Origin of the sequence: Gluconacetobacter entanii, from assembly GCF_013155425.1 — a bacterium.
GTDB classification, from domain to species: Bacteria; Pseudomonadota; Alphaproteobacteria; order Acetobacterales; family Acetobacteraceae; genus Novacetimonas; species Novacetimonas entanii.
Genome location: NZ_JABJWD010000044.1, coordinates 83620 through 100932, shown reverse-complemented (window position 1 = coordinate 100932; position 17313 = coordinate 83620). Strand labels below are relative to the sequence as shown.

Genomic DNA, 17313 nt, shown 5'->3' with positions numbered 1-17313 from the left:
GCGCGCCTCAGACCGGCAGGACTGTCGGACGGGTGCGCGCATACCAGCGCACCATCAGCATCCGTGACAGCACAAGGGTGGTAAACAGGGTCGTCACGATGCCGATCGTGATGGTCAGGGCGAACCCCTTGACCGGCCCGGTTCCGAATACGAACAGCATGACATGCGCCAGCAGCGCGGTGGCATTGCTGTCGATGATGGTGGAGGTCGCGCGTTCAAACCCCGCCTGCATCGCCTGCAGCGCGGTGCGGCCGCGCGCGATTTCCTCGCGGATGCGTTCGTTGATCAGGATGTTGGCGTCCACCGCCATGCCAAGGGTCAGCAGCATGCCCGCCATGCCCGGCAGCGTCAGCGTCGCCTCGAACATCGACAGGATGGCGATCATCAGCACCAGGTTCGCCAGCAGCGCGATGTTCGCGTACCAGCCAAACCGGCCATAGAACAGCGTCATGAACGCGATGACGAGGACAAGGCCCGCCAGCAGGCTCATCGCGCCGGCACGGATCGAATCGGCGCCCAGCGACGGCCCGATGGAGCGCTGCTCGATCACGTTCAGCGGCGCGGGAAGCGCACCGGCACGCAGCAGCAGCGCCATGTCGGTCGCCTGCTGCGCGCTGAACCCACCGGTGATCTGGCCCGACCCGCCGGTGATGGCGGTGCGGATGACCGGGGCCTCGATCACCTTGTTGTCCAGCACGATGGCAAAGCGCTTGCCGACATTGGCGCGCGTGACCTCGCCAAACTGGCGGGCACCGACGGAATCAAAGGTGAAGTTGACGGCCCACTCACCGCTCTGCTGGTCGATCGAGGCCGATGCATTCGTCAGGTCCGCGCCATCGACATCCACATGGTTATAGACCGGAAGCGTGCCCTGCGCGGCCTCGCTCATCGGCAGGATGCTCACGCCCGGCGGCGGCACGGCGGAGCCGATCGCGGAATCCGCGACAAGGTGGAAGGTCATCTTCGCCGTGGTGCCCAGCAGGTGCTTCACACGCTCGGGGTCGCTGATGCCGGGCAGTTCGACGATGATCCGGTCTTCCCCCTGGCGGGTGATCTGCGGGTCGATCGCGCCGGTGGCGTCAATGCGGCGGCGCACGATCTCGATCGACTGCGTGATCGCGTCGCGGGCGCGCTGGTGGCTGGCTTCCTCCGACAGGGCGACGGAAATCAGGCCGTCGGGCGTCTGGCTGACGCTGAACTCCGAGGGGACGTTCATCGGCATCGCCCGCAGCGCCTTCAGGTCGGCCTCGGCCTCCGTAGGTGCGCGCGGGGTGAAGGTCACCGCCTGCGCCCCGGTCGTGAGGTTGCGGTAACCCAGACCGTTCTTCAGCAGCGTCTGGCGGGTTTCATCGGTCAGCGTGCGCAGGCGGTCGGAGGTGACGCTGTGCATGTCCACCTGCAGCAGCAGGTAGGACCCGCCGCGCAGGTCAAGCCCGAGGTGGATCTGCCGCCACGGGATCGAGGCTGCGGGCTGGCGTATGAAATTGGGCAGGCACAGCGCCAGGCCGATCAGGCATATGCCAATGACCGAAGCCATCTTGAGCCGACTATAATACATCATGACTGAAAGGAGTGCTCCCCACGCCCGGCCGCGACCGGCTCCCTGTCTGTTGGTGTCGTATCTGTGGCGTCATGGCGTCATGGCGCAATGACAACAGGGCGGGAACATGCCGGTCCACAGCGCAGGATGCAACCGCTGTTGCGGTGGTCAGGGTCATTGCGTTGCCGTTTTGTCGCATCTGCGTGAGGTCCGGGACGGCCCTGTATGGCGGCTGCGTCCGTGGGGCGGGTTGTGAAACGCGCCCATTCATGAGACTGCTTCAGGCACGCGGAATGATGGTTGGGAGCGGCGTTCATGGTGCAGGCACGATCGGATGGCGCGGCGGTGCGGCGCCGCCTGCGGGTTGGAATCGCGGGGGCCGGGCATTTCGGGCGGTACCATGCGCTCAAGGTCGCCGCCTGTGCGCGTGAAACCCTCTCGGGCATCTACGACCCCGACCATGCGCGCGCCGAAAAGGTGGGGCGGGAGGCCGGGGGGGCGCCTGCGCTGTCATATGCGCACCTGCTGGAGGTCTCGGACGCCATCGTGGTGGCGGCCCCTGCCGAGTATCATTTCGAACTGGCGCAGCAGGCGCTGGAGGCCGGGCGTCACGTACTGGTGGAAAAGCCGATCGCCGCGACGCTGGAGCAGGCCGACCGCCTTGCCGCCCTGGCATCCGCGCGGGGGCTTGTGCTGCAGGTCGGCCACCTTCTGCGTTATTCGGCCGAACACCGTGCGATTACCGAACGCATCAGCCGCCCCCTGTATATCGAGGCCACGCGCATCGCGCCGTACAAGCCGCGCGGGACGGATGTTTCCGTCATCCTCGACCTGATGATCCATGACCTCGACCTCGTGCTGGCAATCGTGGACAGCCCCATCGCCAGCGTCGATGCGCTGGGTGCCGCCGTCAGTTCGGAGCATGAGGATATCGCCAACGCCCGCGTCCGGTTTGAAAATGGCTGTGTCGCGACCATTACCGCCAGCCGGATTTCGCTGAAGACCGAGCGGCGGATGCGCCTGTTTTCGCAGGAAGGCTACCTGTCGGCGGATTTCGTGCGTCGTGAGCTGACGATGATCGGGCGTAAGAGCGGCCTGCCCCTGCCGGGGACGGGCGGCTTCCGGCGGCAGAGCGTGACATGGAGCGACCATGACACGCTGGCGGCGGAGCATGAGGCCTTTGCCGCCTCCTGCCTTGATGGTGCGCCGGTGCTGGTGGATGCGCAGGCCGGGCGGCGCGCGCTGGCCGCCGCCCTCGCCGTGGGACAGAGCATTGCCGATACCCGCGCACGCATGGAGGCGTCGGGACTGCTGCACGTCCCGGAGTGAAAGGATATTCAAAGGTAGAAGTTTTTGGTGAAGCTTTTTTCAAAAAGCTTCGAAAGACACCACCTTTTTAAAAAAGGCGGCACCCAAAAACTTTTATCTACTTTGCTAATTCGACTAGCCGGATTTCAGCGTTTCCTTGAGCATCTCCAACTCCAGCCACCGTTCTTCCGCCGCCGTCAGCTTCGCCTGCGCGTCCTCCAGTTTCTGCGTGGTGGCGGTGAAGCCGTCCGGGTCACGGGCATAGAGGTTGGGATCGGCCAGGGTGGCGCGCAGGCCCTCGATCTCCGCCTCAAGCTCCGCGATCTGTCCGGGCAGGCGCTCCAGCGCATGCTGGTCCTTGTAGGACAGCTTGCGGCTGGCGGGTTTCGCGGCAGGCTGCTGCGCCGGGCGTGCCCTGGCCGGGGCAGGGGCCTCGTGCCGGGTGGCAAGTGTCTCGTCCTGCCGCTGTGCCAGCATGTCGCTGTAACCACCGGCATATTCGACCCACCGGCCTGCCCCTTCCGCCATCAGGACGGAGGAGGCGACACGGTCGAGGAAGTCACGGTCATGGCTGACCAGCAGCACGGTGCCGGAATACTGCGCCAGCATGTCCTGAAGCAGGTCGAGCGTTTCGAGGTCAAGGTCGTTGGTCGGTTCGTCAAGCACCAGCAGGTTCGACGGCCGCGCCAGCGCGCAGGCCAGCATCAGGCGCCCACGCTCCCCCCCCGACAGGACGCCGACCGGTGTGCGGGCCTGTTCGGGGCGGAACATGAAATCCTTCATGTATCCGATGACATGGCGCTTTTCGTGCCCGACCTGCACCATGTCACCCCCACCGCCCGTCAGCGTGTCGGCAAGGGTGCGGTTGGGGTCAAGCTGCCGGCGCTGCTGGTCCAGCGTCACGATCGACAGGGCCGTGCCGACCGTGACCGTGCCGCTGTCGGGCGTGTCCTGCCCCGTCATCAGGCGCAGCAGCGTACTTTTGCCCGCCCCGTTGGCACCCACAATGCCCAGCCTGTCGCCGCGCAGGATGCGCAGGTCAAGGTCGCGCACGATGTCATGTTCGCCATAGGACTTGCACAGGCTTTCGGCGACGGAAACCAGCTTGCCCGACAGTTCGGCCTCGCGCGCTTCCATCTTTGCGCCCACGGCGGGCTTGATCGCCTCGCGCCGGGTCTGGCGCAGGGTGGCGAGTTCGGCCACGCGGCGGACGTTGCGCTTGCGCCGTGCCGTCACGCCATAGCGCATCCAGTCCTCTTCGCGCGCGATCTGGCGGTCAAGCTTGTGCGCGTCGCGTTCCTCCTGCTCCAGCACTTCTTCACGCCAGGCCTCGAACCTTGCGAACCCATGGTCCAGCCGGCGCGTCACCCCACGGTCCAGCCACACGACGGAACGTGACAGCGTTTCAAGCAGCCGGCGGTCATGGCTGATGATGACCATGGCCGACGACAGCGACAGCAGTTCGCGTTCCAGCCATTCGATGGTCGGCATGTCGAGGTGGTTTGTCGGCTCATCCAGCAGCAGCAGGTCAGGCTCCGGCGCAAGGGCCCGCGCCAGCGCGCAGCGCCGGGCCTCGCCCCCCGACAGGTTGGCCGGGTTTTCGCGTCCCGTCATGCCCAGTTCCGACAGCAGCGCCGCCGCGCGGTAATCCGGGTCGCCCGGTCCCATGCCCGCCAGAACGTAGTCCAGCGTGGTCTCGAACCCCGACAGGTCCGGTTCCTGCGGCAGGTAACGCACGGTCGTGCCGGGCTGGAGGAAGCGCGTCCCGCCATCGGCCAGCAGTTCGCCCGTGGCGATGCGCAGCAGCGTTGACTTGCCACAGCCATTGCGCCCGACAAGGCAGATGCGTTCGCCGGGGGCGACGCCAAAACCCGCCCCGTCAAGGAGCGGCGCGCCACCGAGGGTCAGGGTGATATCCTGAAGGAGAAGAAGCGGAGGTAAGGCCATGCGCGTTTGTCACCTACTCCCGCCGCCCGTGCAAGGGAAACGATGGGCCGCGCGTTCAGGTCACCGTGGCTTCGAGCGTGCGCAGGAACGCCTGCCCCCAGCCCAGCGCGGTGCAGCCATCAAGGTGCGCGCGGCACGCCTGCCAGCGGTCGCGGCGTTCGGCCTTGGGCATGCCCAGCGCCCGGTTCAGCGCATCGGCAAGGTCGTCATGGTCCAGCGGGTTGACCAGCAGCGCCGCCTCAAGCTGCTTGGCGGCCCCGGCCATGCGTGACAGGATCAGCACGCCCGGATCGTCGGGGTCCTGGGCTGCGATATATTCCTTGGCCACAAGGTTCATCCCGTCGCGCAGCGGCGTGATGTAGCCGATCTGCGCCTGGCGCATGTAGCCCGCCACGACGCGGCGCGGACTGCCGCGCGTCAGGAAGCGCAGCGGCGTCCAGTCGGGCTGCCCGCGCCGGGCGTTGAGCCGGCCGATCATGCTTTCAAGCTCGTTGCGCAGTGCCTTGTAGGCGGCGACATCCACCCGGCTTTCGGCGGCGATCTGCAGGAATGTGACGTTGCGCTGCCAGATGGGATAGCTTTCGAGCAGCCGGTCATAACCCGCAAGCCGGTCGCACAGGCCCTTGGTCGGGTCCATCCGGTCCACGCCGAAGATCAGCTTGCGCCCGGCAAGGGAGGTGCGAAGCTGCTTCAGTTCCGGGGCCTCCGCTGCGTCGGTTGCCGTCTTGGCAAAGGCATCGGGGTCGATTTCCACCGCAAAGGCGCCGACGCGCACCGTATGCCCCTCGAACGAGAGCGTGTCGGGGGCGACCAGCCTGGCGCCTGCCGTGCGCTGTGCGGCGAAGATGAAGTTGGCGGTGTCGTCACCGGTCTGGAACCCCAGCAGGTCCGCGCACAGCAGGTCACGCAGGAACGTGCCCCCGTCCGGTGCTATGGCCAGCATGTCCGGCGCGGGGAAGGGGGTGTGCAGGAAAAAGCCGATCGGCATGCGCACGCCCTTGCGGCGCAGTTGCGCGGCGAGGGGCAGCAGGTGGTAGTCGTGGATCCAGATCGTGTCGTCTTCGCGCAGCAGCGGCAGCAGGTTGTCGCAGAACCGTTCGTTCACCGCCCAGTAGGTCGAGAGTTCGCGGCGTTCGAAATGGATGAACTCCGGCAGGGAGTGCATCAGCGGCCACAGGGTCGAATTGGAAAAGCCGGTATAGTAATGCCTGTGCTCGGCAGGGGTCAGGCCGATCGTGGCGTATTCGACGCCGCCTGCGTGCTGGATCTGCGGCGGTGTCGTTTCCGCATCGGGGCTGGTGGTGCCGTTCCAGCCGAACCACATCCCGCCCTGCAGCGCCAGCAGGTCATGCAGCACCACCGCCAGCCCCCCGGGCCGCAGGCCTTCCTTGGGGACGGGGACGCGATTGGAGACGATGACCAGCCGTTTCATGTTTTCCTCTTCCAATCTGTCCGCACGTGGGATGCGTGCATTGCGCAGGCATGCGTGATCCGGGTGCCATCACAATGTCGCAGGGTGTGCAGCGGATGCAAGGCAGTCATCGTCATGCCTGTATCGCGTGACTGTTCTGCGTCCATCTGCCGCATCCCGCCATCGCGGGCGGGTGGTCATGCCGGCGTGCCGGGGCGGCCGTGCCGGGGATCAGCCCAGCGGCAGGCCGCCGCTGACCGCCTGGTAGGTCGCGATCGCCAGTGTCAGTGGCTCAAACGGCTTGGTGATGACAAAGGCGGGTTCGATCCTCTCGCCCGTCAGAAGGCGCTCGGGGTAGGCGGTGACGAAGATCACGGGAATGTTCTGCTGCTGCAGGATCTGCGACACCGCCGTCATGCCGTCGCCCCCCGCGCCAAGGTTGATGTCGGCAAGGATCAGGCCCGGGCGCGTGCGGGTCGCGATCTCGATCGCTTCCTTTTCCGTCGCGGCGACACCGGCGATCTTGTGCCCGCATTTGTGGACCAGTTCCTCGATATCCATCGCGATGATGGGTTCGTCCTCGATGATCAGGACATTCGTCTGCGCGCACGAACGCAGGCCCGCATAGGCATGTTCCAGTGTCGTGCGCGCCGTCGCCTCGTCCAGTCCCAGCACGCGCGCGGCATCCGCAAGGCTGAGTTCCTCCAGTGCGGTCAGCAGCAGCAACTGCCGGTCGAGCACCGTCAGGTCGCCCGACGCGGGCGGCGTGGTGGAGGAGGTGTAGTGACGCGATATCCACTGGTACAGGCGCAGGCGCGGACGCATGGCGGGATCATCGACGGCGATAAGTTCACGCAGACTCTCGGCCACGAGGAGATCCCCCCGTGACTGGCTGCCGGACAGCGCCCTTGCATAGCGTCTGGCATAGGGAAGGGCGCGGAGCAGATCTTGACGCCGGGAAAGCGGCATGTGGACTTCATCTCCCCGAAGAAATTGTTACACCGTAAACCATTACGGCGTTAGGCTGCGCTGCCGGAACACGGAGAGTCAAACACACTGACCCAGAGCATGTCAGCCAATTCGCAGACCGTAACCCAACTGCGCAAGGAGATCATGTCTCTTTTGCCGCAATTGCGGGGCTTTGCCAGATTTTTGACCGGGGAGGTCTCCTCGGCCGATGACCTGGTGCAGGAAACGGTGCTGCGCGCGCTTGCCGCGCTGGAACAGTTCCAGCCGGGCACGAACCTGCGTGCATGGCTCTATACCATAGCACGCAACCTTTTTTATGAAACCGCGCGCCGGCGCAGGCGTGAACGCGACGTGATGTCCGATTACGCCGCCAGCCCCGACCTCGCCCGCGCCGACGCGCCAGCCAGCAGGGGGGACGACCTGCGCGACCTTGACGAGGTGATCTGGCGGCTGACGCCCCGCCTGCGCGAGGCGCTGCTGCTCGTCGGGGTGCAGGAAATGACCTATGCCGAGGCGGCGGAGGTCTGCGGCGTCAGTGTCGGCACGCTCAAGGCGCGGGTGTCGCGCGCACGCGCGCAGATCATGGCGATGGTCGCCAGCGCGCCTGACGGAACGCCCCCGCCCGACCCCGGGGGACAGGACTGAGGCCGTGGCGTTGCGGGAATGTGCTGCAACTCACGGTTTCGTTACATTTTATATGCAACCCTTTCGCCGGCCCGTCCATTGGACGTGTATGAAAGGGGACACGACAATGACAAATGACTTTCACGACCAGGTGATTGCCCTCCTGCCCCGACTGCGGGTCCAGGCCCTGTCCTTGACACGCAACCGCGCCGCTGCCGATGACCTTGTGCAGGACGCGGTGTGCAATGCGCTCTCGGCGCAGCACAGCTTTACCCCCGGAACGAATTTCCCCGCATGGATGCACCGTATCCTGCGCAACCGTTTCATATCCGACCTGCGCAAGAAGCGCGAGACCGGCGATATCGAGGATGTGCCCACCTCCGCGCTGGCGTGCAGCGGCGCGCATGAGGAACGCCTCGCGGTCAAGGAACTCGCCAGCGCGATGGACCGCCTGCCCGCCGACCAGCGCGAGGCGCTGGTGATGGTCGTCATGCAGGGCATGAGCTACGAGGAACTTGCCGAAGCCAGTGGCTGCGCCGTGGGGACCGCCAAGAGCCGCGTCTTTCGCGCCCGCCGCCAGCTTGAGACCTGGCTCGAAGGCGAGGAGCAGAGCACGGAGACGGTGCGCCTGCGTGGTGTCGTCGCCCGCCTGCGCGCAGGGGGCGCCACGCGTGACGCCGCGCGCACCCAGATGGGCTGATGAAGGGATCGGGAACGTAACCAATTCTTAAAATGATGCTTTGAATTGTGATCAAAATGTGGCACGGGAAAGGGGCGGGAACTGGTTTGCTCCCGACTTCTTTCGGAAAATAGATTGCAACTGCGATGCTTATCCGAAGTTTGTGGGTAGATGAGTATAAGCTTCGGGAAAATGAGATGCCGTTAAAGGAGAACTGTCCTCCTAGGCAACCAGATAAGAAAAGCAAAAACGGGTCGAATGACGCATTCGAACTGTGGTTGAAGCGGGGACTGCACCAATTGTTCGATGATGTCGCCAACGAACCGGTACCTGACGAACTGCTGCGATTGATAGAAAACGACCGCGAGCGCAAGAAATAGATGAAAACCATGTTCCGCCGTTCCGCATCCCGGAATGGCGAGGGCAGGCCCTGGCGCACCCTGCTCCGTATCGGTCGGCTGTTCGATGCGGTGCGGATGCGCATGATGGCCATCATCCTGTTCGCGGCGATGCCGATCGCCCTGATCGGTGCGGTGCAGGCCTGGCGCAATTATGACAAGACGATTGCCGCCCCCGGCTTCCGCACCGACCTGACGCTGGAGCGCCTCAACCTCGAGATCCGCCATGAGGTCGATGACCTGGGCAGCATGCTGCGTGTCGTCGGCCATATGGCGCTGGATGACGAAGGTATCCGGCGCATGCTGGAACTGGCGCAGTCCCTGACGGGGCATCATTACGACCAGATCGCGCTGGTCGATGCGCTGGGCAACATCGTGACGCAGGTCGGCAGGGCGGAGGGGCGCAGGCGCCTCGTGCTTGACGACATGCCGCGCTTCCAGGGGGATGTGCGTGTTTCCGCCATCAACGGGGGCGCGGATTCCCACGGGATTCCCGTCGCCTTTCGCGTGACCGTCGCCACCATGATCGGCGATGGCAGCGGCCACCTTGCCCGCAGCGGTTTCCTGACGGCCATCATGCCGCTGTCGTGGGATGACGGGAAACTGCGTCCGGGCGACCCGCGCCTGGATATCGTGCAGCGCGACAATCCCGTTGCGATCTGGCTGCTCAGTCCCGATGGCTCCGCCGCGGCGCCCCTGTGCGGGGACTGCGACTGGCCCCGCATGCCGTCCGCCATGCTGATGGAGCGGGTGCGGCGGATCATGCGCGGTGGCCATGACCATGCGAGCGGCGCCCTGCCGGATGGTGCATTCTCCCTTGGCCGTGTCGAAGGCGGCGTCTTCGTGCTGGCGGTGACGCGGCGCAACGCCAATGAACGCCACGCCGTGCTGATGTTCGCCATAGCACTGGTCGGTGGCGGGCTGCTGCTGCTGACGGGCCTGCTGGGCGCGTCGAAAAGCGCGGACGTGCTGATTGTCTCCCCCCTGCGCAAGCTGACGGCATCGGTCAATCTGTGGCAGTTGGGTGGCGTGTATGATGTCCGCTCCAACTGGGCCATGCCGTTCGAGGTGCGCCAGCTTGCGCATGCCTTCAGCAAGGCGACGCGCAGGCTCGCGCGGCATGAACGCAGGCTGGAACGCGCGGCCGTGCGGCAGGAACTGCTGCTCAAGGAAATGCACCACCGGGTCAAGAACAACCTGCAGATCGTGGCCTCCCTGCTCAACCTGCAGGCCGGGCGCATCACGCAGCCTGCCGCGCGGGAGGAATTCGCTCAGGCCCGCGACCGCGTGCGTGCGCTGGCGACGCTGCACCGCTACCTCTATGCCGAGGGGGGGCTGTACAACCTAAACATGCAGAGCTTCGTGCGCGAACTGTGCGGGCAGATCATGCATGCGATCGGGGAGGCGGATGACGGGCGCATCACGCTCGACATCCAGGTGGAGGACCTGCTGATGGTCCCCGACCAGGCGGTGCCGCTGGCCCTGATCGTGACCGAGGCGGTCAGTAATACCATAAAATACGCCTTCCCTGATGGCGCGCGCGGCACGCTGGAGGTCGGGTTGCGGCAGGTGGACAAGATGCGCGCCTGCCTGTGGATCGCCGATGACGGCGTGGGCATGGCGGCGGGGCGCGTGCGCCGCGGGAGCGAGGAGCGCAGCGGCATCGGGTTGCAACTGATCCGCGGGTTCGCCCGGCAGTTGGGCGGGGAGTTGCAGATGTTCGAGGAAAACGGCACGCGCTACGTGCTGGTGTTCGTCCTGCAGCAGCCCGAACCCGATCAGGATGATATCTGAGGGGCAAAAATTGCATGGCTGCCCCATGCCAGCGTTACACCCCCACGGGGCCTGATGACTGTCCCTGATCCGGTTCATTCGGTATAGGGAGCGATCATGAGTGATGACAAGACAGTGATGAAGGCGTGGACGCGGGCGCAGTCACGTCTGGGGCGCAGGCAGGCCATGCCCGTCGTGTGCCTTGGCCTGATCTCCAGCATGCTGGGGGCGGGGCAGGTGTGGTGCGTGGCCAATGTCCTTGGCCATGTGCTGCTGCCGTCCGATGCGGGCACGCCTGCGCGATGGTCGCTGGCGGGACTGGTGGTCCTCGCGCTGCTGCGGGCCGTGTGCCAGGCGCTCTCGGACATGGCGGCGGCGCGCGCGGGCATGCAGGCACGCAGGCGGCTGCGTGGTGAGGTCGTGTCATCCATCCTCCACGGCGGCCCCGCCCTGCTGCGCCAGCAGCACAGCGGCGCGCTGACGGCGCTGGCGGTGGACCGGATCGAGGCACTGGACGGTTTCTTCGCCCGCTGGCTCCCCGCATCCATCCTGTGGATGGCCGCCCCCTTCATCCTTGGCGTCATCGCGGCCTTCGTGCAGCCGGGATCGGCGCTGGTCATGGCGCTGTGCGGGATTGCCGTGCCGTTCGGGCAGGCGATCTTCGGCATTGGCGCGGCCGTCGCCTCCCGCAACCAGTTCCTTGCGATGCAGCGGCTTCAGGCGCGTTTCCTTGACCGCGTGCGCGGGATCGCGACCATCGTGCTGGCCGGCCGGACGGAGGACGAGGCCCGCAGGCTGGCCGCCTCCGCCGATGACCTGCGGCGGCGCACGATGAAGGTGCTGCGCGTGGCGTTCCTGTCCTCGGCCTCCATCGACTGTGCCATGGTGGTGGCGCTGGTGGTGATCGCGCTGCGCAACGGGGCCGTGCTGATGGCGCTGCACCAGTCCGGGGCACCGGCGGCGCAGATGACGGAAACCGCCGTGCGCGCGCTGTTCGTGGTGCTCCTGGTGCCGGAATTCTTCGCGCCGTTCCGGGGGCTGGCGCTGGCGTACCAGGACCGTGCCCATGCCTCGGGTGCGGCGGCGGCCATGGTGGCCCTGCCATCGGCGACGCAGGTCCGCACGGCGGAGGACAGGGTCCTTGGCACCGGTGCCACGGGCGGTCATGGCGTCGGCGTGCGGTTCGAGCATGTCGATTTCACATGGGACGCGGCGCGTGGCCCGACCCTGCGTGATGTCAGCTTCAGCGTGCCTGCGGGCCAGACGCTGATCCTTGCCGGGCCGTCGGGGTCGGGCAAGTCGAGCATCATGGAGATGCTGCTGGGCTTCATCACGCCCGCGCAGGGGCGTGTGCTGTTCAATGACACCGACATCACGACGATCATGCCGCAGGCGCTGAGCGAGATGATTTCATGGATCGGGCAGAAGCCGGTCCTGTTCGCGGGCAGCTTGCGTGAAAACATCCTTTTTGCCCGTCCCGACGCGGATGAGGCCGCCGTGCAGGCGGCGATCCGCGCGGCTGCGGTCGATCGTTTCGCCGATGGCCTGCCGCAGGGACTGGAAACCCGCATTGGCGAAGGGGGATTCGGCCTGTCGGGCGGGCAGGCGCAGCGCATCGCGATTGCGCGCGCCTTCCTCAAGGATGCGCCGCTGCTGCTGCTTGACGAACCGACGTCGCACCTCGATCCCGCGACGGAGGCGGACGTCTTCGACTGCCTGCGCAGGCTGGCGCAGGGGCGCACCGTGATCCTGGCCAGCCATTCCGCGGCGGTGGGCATGTTCACGGGGCAGCGGGTCGATCTTGACCATGGACAGGTGATTTCAGGGGAAACGGCGGCATGATGCGCTCGCGCACGGAACATCGTCACCATACCGGACAGCGGGCGCATGTGCTGGGGCCTGTCCTGACGATCCTGTCGATCTGGCGGCAGCGTGCGCCATTGCTGACGGCGGGGTGCATCCTGTCGCTGCTGGCGTTGCTGTGTGGCCTGCTGCTGATGCGTGAGGCGGGGATCCGTGTCGCGGGCATGGCGATGGGCGGCATCGTGATCACGGTCGCGGCGCTGCGCGTGCTGGGTGTTGCGCGCGTCGTCATGCGGTATGTGGAACGTCTGGTCACCCATGATGCGATGTTCCGCGCGCTGGCGGACGTGCGCGTCTGGTTTTTCCGTCACCTGGCGCGCGGTGCGGCGGCGGGGCTGGGCTTCCGGCGCGCGGGGGATCTGCTGTCGCGGCTGGTCTCGGATGTGGAGACGCTGGACGGCCTGTACCTGCGCATCATCGTGCCGCTGGCCGGTGCCCTGCTGGTGCTGCCGTTCCTGTTCATTGCCATCAACCTGGTCAATTCGCCGCTGGCCATCGCCATTGCGGTCCTGTTTGCGCTTGGCGCGTTCGTGATGCCCGCCTGCGCCGCCGTGCTGGCGCGACGCGACGGGGGACTGGTCAACCATCAGGCGGCGCAGTTGCGCATTGGCGTGCTGGACATGGTCAGTGGCCTGCGTGAAATCCGTACCTTTGGCGCCGAAGGGCGCATGCTGGCGCATGTCACGGCGCGCGATGATGCCCTGTACCGTGCGCAGATGCGCCAGTCACGCGCGCTGGCGCTGGCGGGGATGGCATCGTACCTGTGCGGGCAGGTGGCGGTGGTCGTGGTGCTGGCGGCGGCACTTGGCATCGGCGGCATGGGACCGCTGGCCCCGCTGCCCGCGGCGGGCGTGCTGTTCCTGACGGTCGCGGCGTTCGAAAGCATCGGCGGCCTGACCCGCGCCGGTGCGCTGGCGGGGAACGTGACGCGGGCGGCCGAACGTGTGGTCGCGGTGGATGAAAACCCCCATGGCGCGACGACGCAGGGCACGGCCCCGGCCCCCGCGGGCACGGACATCCGGTTCGAGGACATCCATTTCCGCTGGTCCAGCGACCGCGTGCCGGTGTTCGATGGCCTGTCGCTGCAGATCCCCGCCGGAAGCCGCGTGGCCGTTCTGGGGCCGTCCGGCGCGGGCAAGTCCACGCTGGCGGCGCTGCTGCTGAAGGTCGTGGCCCCGGATGCGGGGCGTGTGCTGCTGGGCGGGGTGGATATCGCCACCATCGACGATGATGCCCTGCGCCAGCGCATGGCGTGGCTGTCGCAGGCGACGCACCTGTTCGAGGATACGATTCGCGCCAACCTGCTGCTTGGCCGGCCCGATGCGACCGAAGACGACCTGTGGGTGGCGCTTGACCGTGCGCGCGTGGGCGACCTGGTGCGCGACATGCCCGAAGGCCTCGATACATGGCTGGGCGAAGGGGGCGCGCGTGTTTCCGGCGGGCAGGGGCGGCGCATCGCGCTGGCGCGGACGCTGCTGTCGCAGGCGCCGATCCTGATCCTTGACGAACCCGCCACCGGACTGGATGCCGCGACGGAGCAGGATTTCCTGCGCACCCTGAACGAAGTGACGCAGGGGCGTACCGTCATCCTGATCGCCCATCGCCTGACGGGGGTGGAGCAACTGGATCAAATATGGCGTATTTCGGGCGGTCAGGCCGTCGCGGTGACGCGGTAATGGGCGCCCTGCGGCCGGAAAGGATTGACGCAGGGGCACTCAGCGGGCACGAAGTAGCGGAAATTAGGGGTCACATCGCACCCGCGTAACAACAAGGGAACGCGGCCGCGACGATCCCGTGTAAATATATTTTTATCATGGAGTGGTCCATCATGCGTCGCCTGTCTCTCCTTCTGGGTCTTGGTCTGCTGACGGGTTGCGCGGGGGGACATCCCGCGAAGTTCGTTGTTTTCTTCACCCAGAACTCCACCCAGCTTGATACCCCCGCCCAGACGGTCATCTCGCAGGCGGCGCAGCGCGCGCTGGCCGGTCACGGCACCGTTCGCGTCGAAGGCTACGCCGCCGCGTCCAAGGACCTGTCCGCTGACGAACTGCTTGCCATCGACCGCGCCAAGATCGTGGGCCGCCAGCTTGTCGTCGATGGCGTGGACGCCAGCCGCATCCGCCAGCAGCCCCGTGGTCCCGTGAACAACGAGGACGGCGCCCTTGCCTCCCGCCGGGTCGAGATCGAGGTCACCCGCAACTGATCCCCGACGGGACGCGTTTGCGCATGGCGTGGACCCCTGCGGCCGTGACGGGTGTGTGACGATGGCGGCGGATATCGACACATCCCCGCGCGGCATATTGTCGCGTGTCTTCGGCTTCCCTGATTTCCGCGGCCTGCAGCAGCAGGCGGTGGATCAGGTCATGGCCGGGCAGGACTGCCTTGTCCTGATGCCGACGGGCGGGGGAAAGAGCGTCTGTTATCAGGTGCCGGCCCTCAGCCGTCCGGGCACCGGGCTTGTCATCTCCCCGCTGATCGCGCTGATGGATGATCAGGTCGCGGCCCTGCGGCAGCTTGGCGTCAATGCGGGCGCCCTGCATTCCGAGCAGGAGGCCGATGACGCGACGCGCGTGCGCTCCGACCTTGCGGCGGGGCGTCTGGACATCCTCTATGTCTCGCCAGAGCGTCTTCTGTCGCCGGGCATGCTTGAACGCCTCTCACGGCTGACGCTGTCGGTCATCGCGATTGACGAGGCCCACTGCATTTCCGCGTGGGGGCATGAATTCCGTCCCGAATACCGCGCGCTTGCCACCCTGCCGGACCATTTCCCCGGCGTGCCGCGCATCGCGCTGACCGCGACGGCGGACCCGCGCACGCAGAGCGACATCCTCGAAGCACTGGCGATGCCCGACGCCACGGTGCTGAAGGCCAGCTTCCATCGCCCCAACCTTGACGTCGTGGTGCGTCCCAAGACGTCGGAGATGCGCCAGCTTGTCAGCATCCTCGACCGTCACAAGGGGGAGGCGGGGATCGTCTATTGCGGCAGCCGCAACAAGACGGAGCGGATTGCGAAATCCCTGTGCGATCGCGGCTATGTCGCGCTGGCGTTTCATGCGGGTCTGTCGCCGGTGGAAAAGCGCGCCGCCCTGATGCGCTTCCGCTCGGGCGAGGCGGTGGTCATCGTGGCGACCATCGCGTTCGGCATGGGGATCGACCGTCCCGACGTGCGCACGGTGGTGCATCTGGACATGCCCTCCTCGCCCGAGGGGTATTACCAGCAGATCGGGCGTGCGGGACGCGACGGCGAACCGGCGGAGACGGTGCTGCTGTATGGTGGCGACGACATCGCCCGCGCCCGCTACTGGCTGGAGCAGTCCAATGCACCCGAGGCCCAGCGCCGCATTATGAGCGCACGGCTGGAGGCGATGATCGCGCTGGCGGAGACGACGGGATGCCGGACGGAGGCGCTGCTGGCATGCTTTGGCGAACGGCTGGAACAGCCCTGCGGGCATTGCGACAACTGCCGCAACCCGGCGGTCACGTTCGACGGCACGGTGGCGGCGCAGAAGGTGCTTTCGGCCATCTATCGCACGGGGCAGCGTTTTGGCGCGGTGCATGTGGCCACCGTCCTGCGCGGCAAGGCGTCCGACATGGCCGCGCGCCATGGCCATGACCGGCTGAGTGTCTATGGCATTGGCAAGGACCGGCCGGAGGCGTTCTGGCGCGGCGTGATCCGGCAACTGATCGCGCGTGGCGCCATCCGTGTCAGCGGCGAATATAATGCCCTCTCCCTTGACGAGGCGCGCGCGCGTCCCATCCTGCGGGGGGAGGAGGTCGTCTCCCTGCGGGAGGACGCGACCGAGGACCTGCGCGCGGCGGCGGGGGAAAAGCGTGGAGGCAGCGGCCGGTTCGATCCCGATACGCTGCCGCCCGACGTGGCGGCGGTGTACCGCGCGCTCAAGGCATGGCGGCTGGGGGAGGCGCGGGAGCAGGAAATCCCGCCCTATGTGATCTTCCACGACGCGGTGCTCCATGACATCGCGCAGGAACATCCCACCACGCTGCATGAACTTGGCACCATAAAGGGGGTGGGGTCGTCCAAGCTGGAACGCTATGGCGATGCGGTGCTGCAGGTCCTGTCCACGACACCGACGGCCTGACGCCTGTCCCACGCCGTGTTCCCCTGATGCCGGTCCTGCGAAGGACATGTTTTTCTGCTAATGAAATGTGAAGATGCGGGATTGTGGGGTCCCATGGCCCGCAGCATTCCCGCCTGAATCGAGTGGTTGCCATGCGTTGCCCATTTTGTGGACATGAAGATACCCAGGTCAAGGACAGCCGCCCGCACGAGGACGGGGCCGCGATCCGCAGGCGTCGCATCTGCGCGTCATGCGGGCAGCGTTTCACGACGATCGAGCGCATCCAGTTGCGTGACCTGATCGTGGTCAAGGCGGACGGCCGGCGCGTGCCGTTCGAACGCGACAAGCTGGCGCGGTCCGTGCGCATCGCGCTGCGCAAGCGCCCGGTGGACGAGGAACGTATCGAACGCATCGTCAACGGACTGGTCCGTCACCTTGAGGCGGCGGGCGAGCCTGATATCAAGTCGGTCGATATCGGGCGGCGGGTCATGGAAACTTTGCGGGAAGTCGATTCGGTCGCCTATATCCGCTTTGCCAGCGTGCACTGGGATTTCAGGGAAACCAAGGATTTCGCTGCGATACTGGAGACGATCTCCACCTCGGTCGCGGCGGATGCGGCCCCTCAGGACGGGGAGAACCCGCCCGTGGAGGACAAATGACGGCAAAAGCCTATGGACCCCATGCGCCAAAGAGGCGATGAAGCCCTGCATTGCGCACGACGC

The 17313-nt window shown here is 66.4% G+C and carries 14 protein-coding genes; 10 read left to right on the top strand and 4 right to left on the bottom strand.

Features of this window, described 5'->3' with window-relative positions; genetic code table 11:
- Positions 1–7: 7 nt before the first annotated feature.
- Complete coding sequence (gene secD, locus HNH97_RS08285) at positions 8–1561, bottom strand: protein translocase subunit SecD (RefSeq protein ID WP_171790567.1); 1554 nt, start codon at positions 1559–1561, stop codon at positions 8–10.
- Between the two features lie 294 nt (positions 1562–1855).
- Between secD and HNH97_RS08280 the strand changes: the two genes are divergently transcribed.
- Positions 1856–2869, top strand: a complete 1014-nt coding sequence (locus HNH97_RS08280; RefSeq protein WP_171790566.1) for a Gfo/Idh/MocA family protein — start codon at positions 1856–1858, stop codon at positions 2867–2869.
- A gap of 114 nt (positions 2870–2983) precedes the next feature.
- Here the strand turns inward: HNH97_RS08280 and HNH97_RS08275 are convergent, their stop codons facing one another.
- The 3 genes from HNH97_RS08275 to HNH97_RS08265 form a co-directional block, all read right to left on the bottom strand.
- Positions 2984–4795, bottom strand: a complete 1812-nt coding sequence (locus tag HNH97_RS08275) for an ABC-F family ATP-binding cassette domain-containing protein (RefSeq protein ID WP_171790565.1) — start codon at positions 4793–4795, stop codon at positions 2984–2986.
- Positions 4796–4850: 55 nt separating this feature from the next.
- Complete coding sequence (locus HNH97_RS08270) at positions 4851–6227, bottom strand: alpha,alpha-trehalose-phosphate synthase (UDP-forming) (protein WP_171790564.1); 1377 nt, start codon at positions 6225–6227, stop codon at positions 4851–4853.
- A 210-nt stretch (positions 6228–6437) separates the two neighbouring features.
- Positions 6438–7175 (bottom strand): response regulator, encoded by a 738-nt coding sequence (locus HNH97_RS08265; RefSeq protein ID WP_110913715.1) that lies wholly within the window; start codon positions 7173–7175, stop codon positions 6438–6440.
- Positions 7176–7274: 99 nt separating this feature from the next.
- Here HNH97_RS08265 and HNH97_RS08260 point away from each other — a divergent pair, with 99 nt between their 5' ends.
- From HNH97_RS08260 to nrdR, 9 genes are all read left to right on the top strand, one after another.
- Positions 7275–7820, top strand: coding sequence for a sigma-70 family RNA polymerase sigma factor (locus tag HNH97_RS08260; protein WP_227744536.1), 546 nt, complete (start codon positions 7275–7277; stop codon positions 7818–7820).
- Positions 7821–7926: 106 nt separating this feature from the next.
- Positions 7927–8499, top strand: a complete 573-nt coding sequence (locus tag HNH97_RS08255) for a sigma-70 family RNA polymerase sigma factor (RefSeq protein WP_171790563.1) — start codon at positions 7927–7929, stop codon at positions 8497–8499.
- Between the two features lie 176 nt (positions 8500–8675).
- Positions 8676–8858 carry a NepR family anti-sigma factor gene (locus HNH97_RS08250; RefSeq protein ID WP_110913743.1) on the top strand — a complete coding sequence of 61 codons (183 nt, stop codon included), beginning with the start codon at positions 8676–8678 and terminating at the stop codon, positions 8856–8858.
- Positions 8859–10670, top strand: coding sequence for a sensor histidine kinase (locus HNH97_RS08245; protein ID WP_390670335.1), 1812 nt, complete (start codon positions 8859–8861; stop codon positions 10668–10670). It abuts the gene before it with no gap.
- Positions 10671–10766: 96 nt separating this feature from the next.
- On the top strand, positions 10767–12491 hold the full coding sequence (gene cydD / locus HNH97_RS08240; protein ID WP_171790562.1) for a thiol reductant ABC exporter subunit CydD: 1725 nt from the start codon (positions 10767–10769) through the stop codon (positions 12489–12491).
- Positions 12491–14188, top strand: coding sequence for a thiol reductant ABC exporter subunit CydC (gene cydC, locus HNH97_RS08235; RefSeq protein WP_171790610.1), 1698 nt, complete (start codon positions 12491–12493; stop codon positions 14186–14188). Before cydD ends, cydC begins: the two co-directional genes overlap by 1 nt.
- A gap of 152 nt (positions 14189–14340) precedes the next feature.
- Positions 14341–14715, top strand: a complete 375-nt coding sequence (locus HNH97_RS08230; protein ID WP_110913718.1) for an OmpA family protein — start codon at positions 14341–14343, stop codon at positions 14713–14715.
- A gap of 61 nt (positions 14716–14776) precedes the next feature.
- Positions 14777–16612 carry a DNA helicase RecQ gene (recQ, locus tag HNH97_RS08225; protein WP_171790561.1) on the top strand — a complete coding sequence of 612 codons (1836 nt, stop codon included), beginning with the start codon at positions 14777–14779 and terminating at the stop codon, positions 16610–16612.
- 131 nt (positions 16613–16743) lie between these two features.
- Positions 16744–17250, top strand: coding sequence for a transcriptional regulator NrdR (gene nrdR / locus HNH97_RS08220; RefSeq protein ID WP_110913720.1), 507 nt, complete (start codon positions 16744–16746; stop codon positions 17248–17250).
- Positions 17251–17313: the final 63 nt, after the last annotated feature.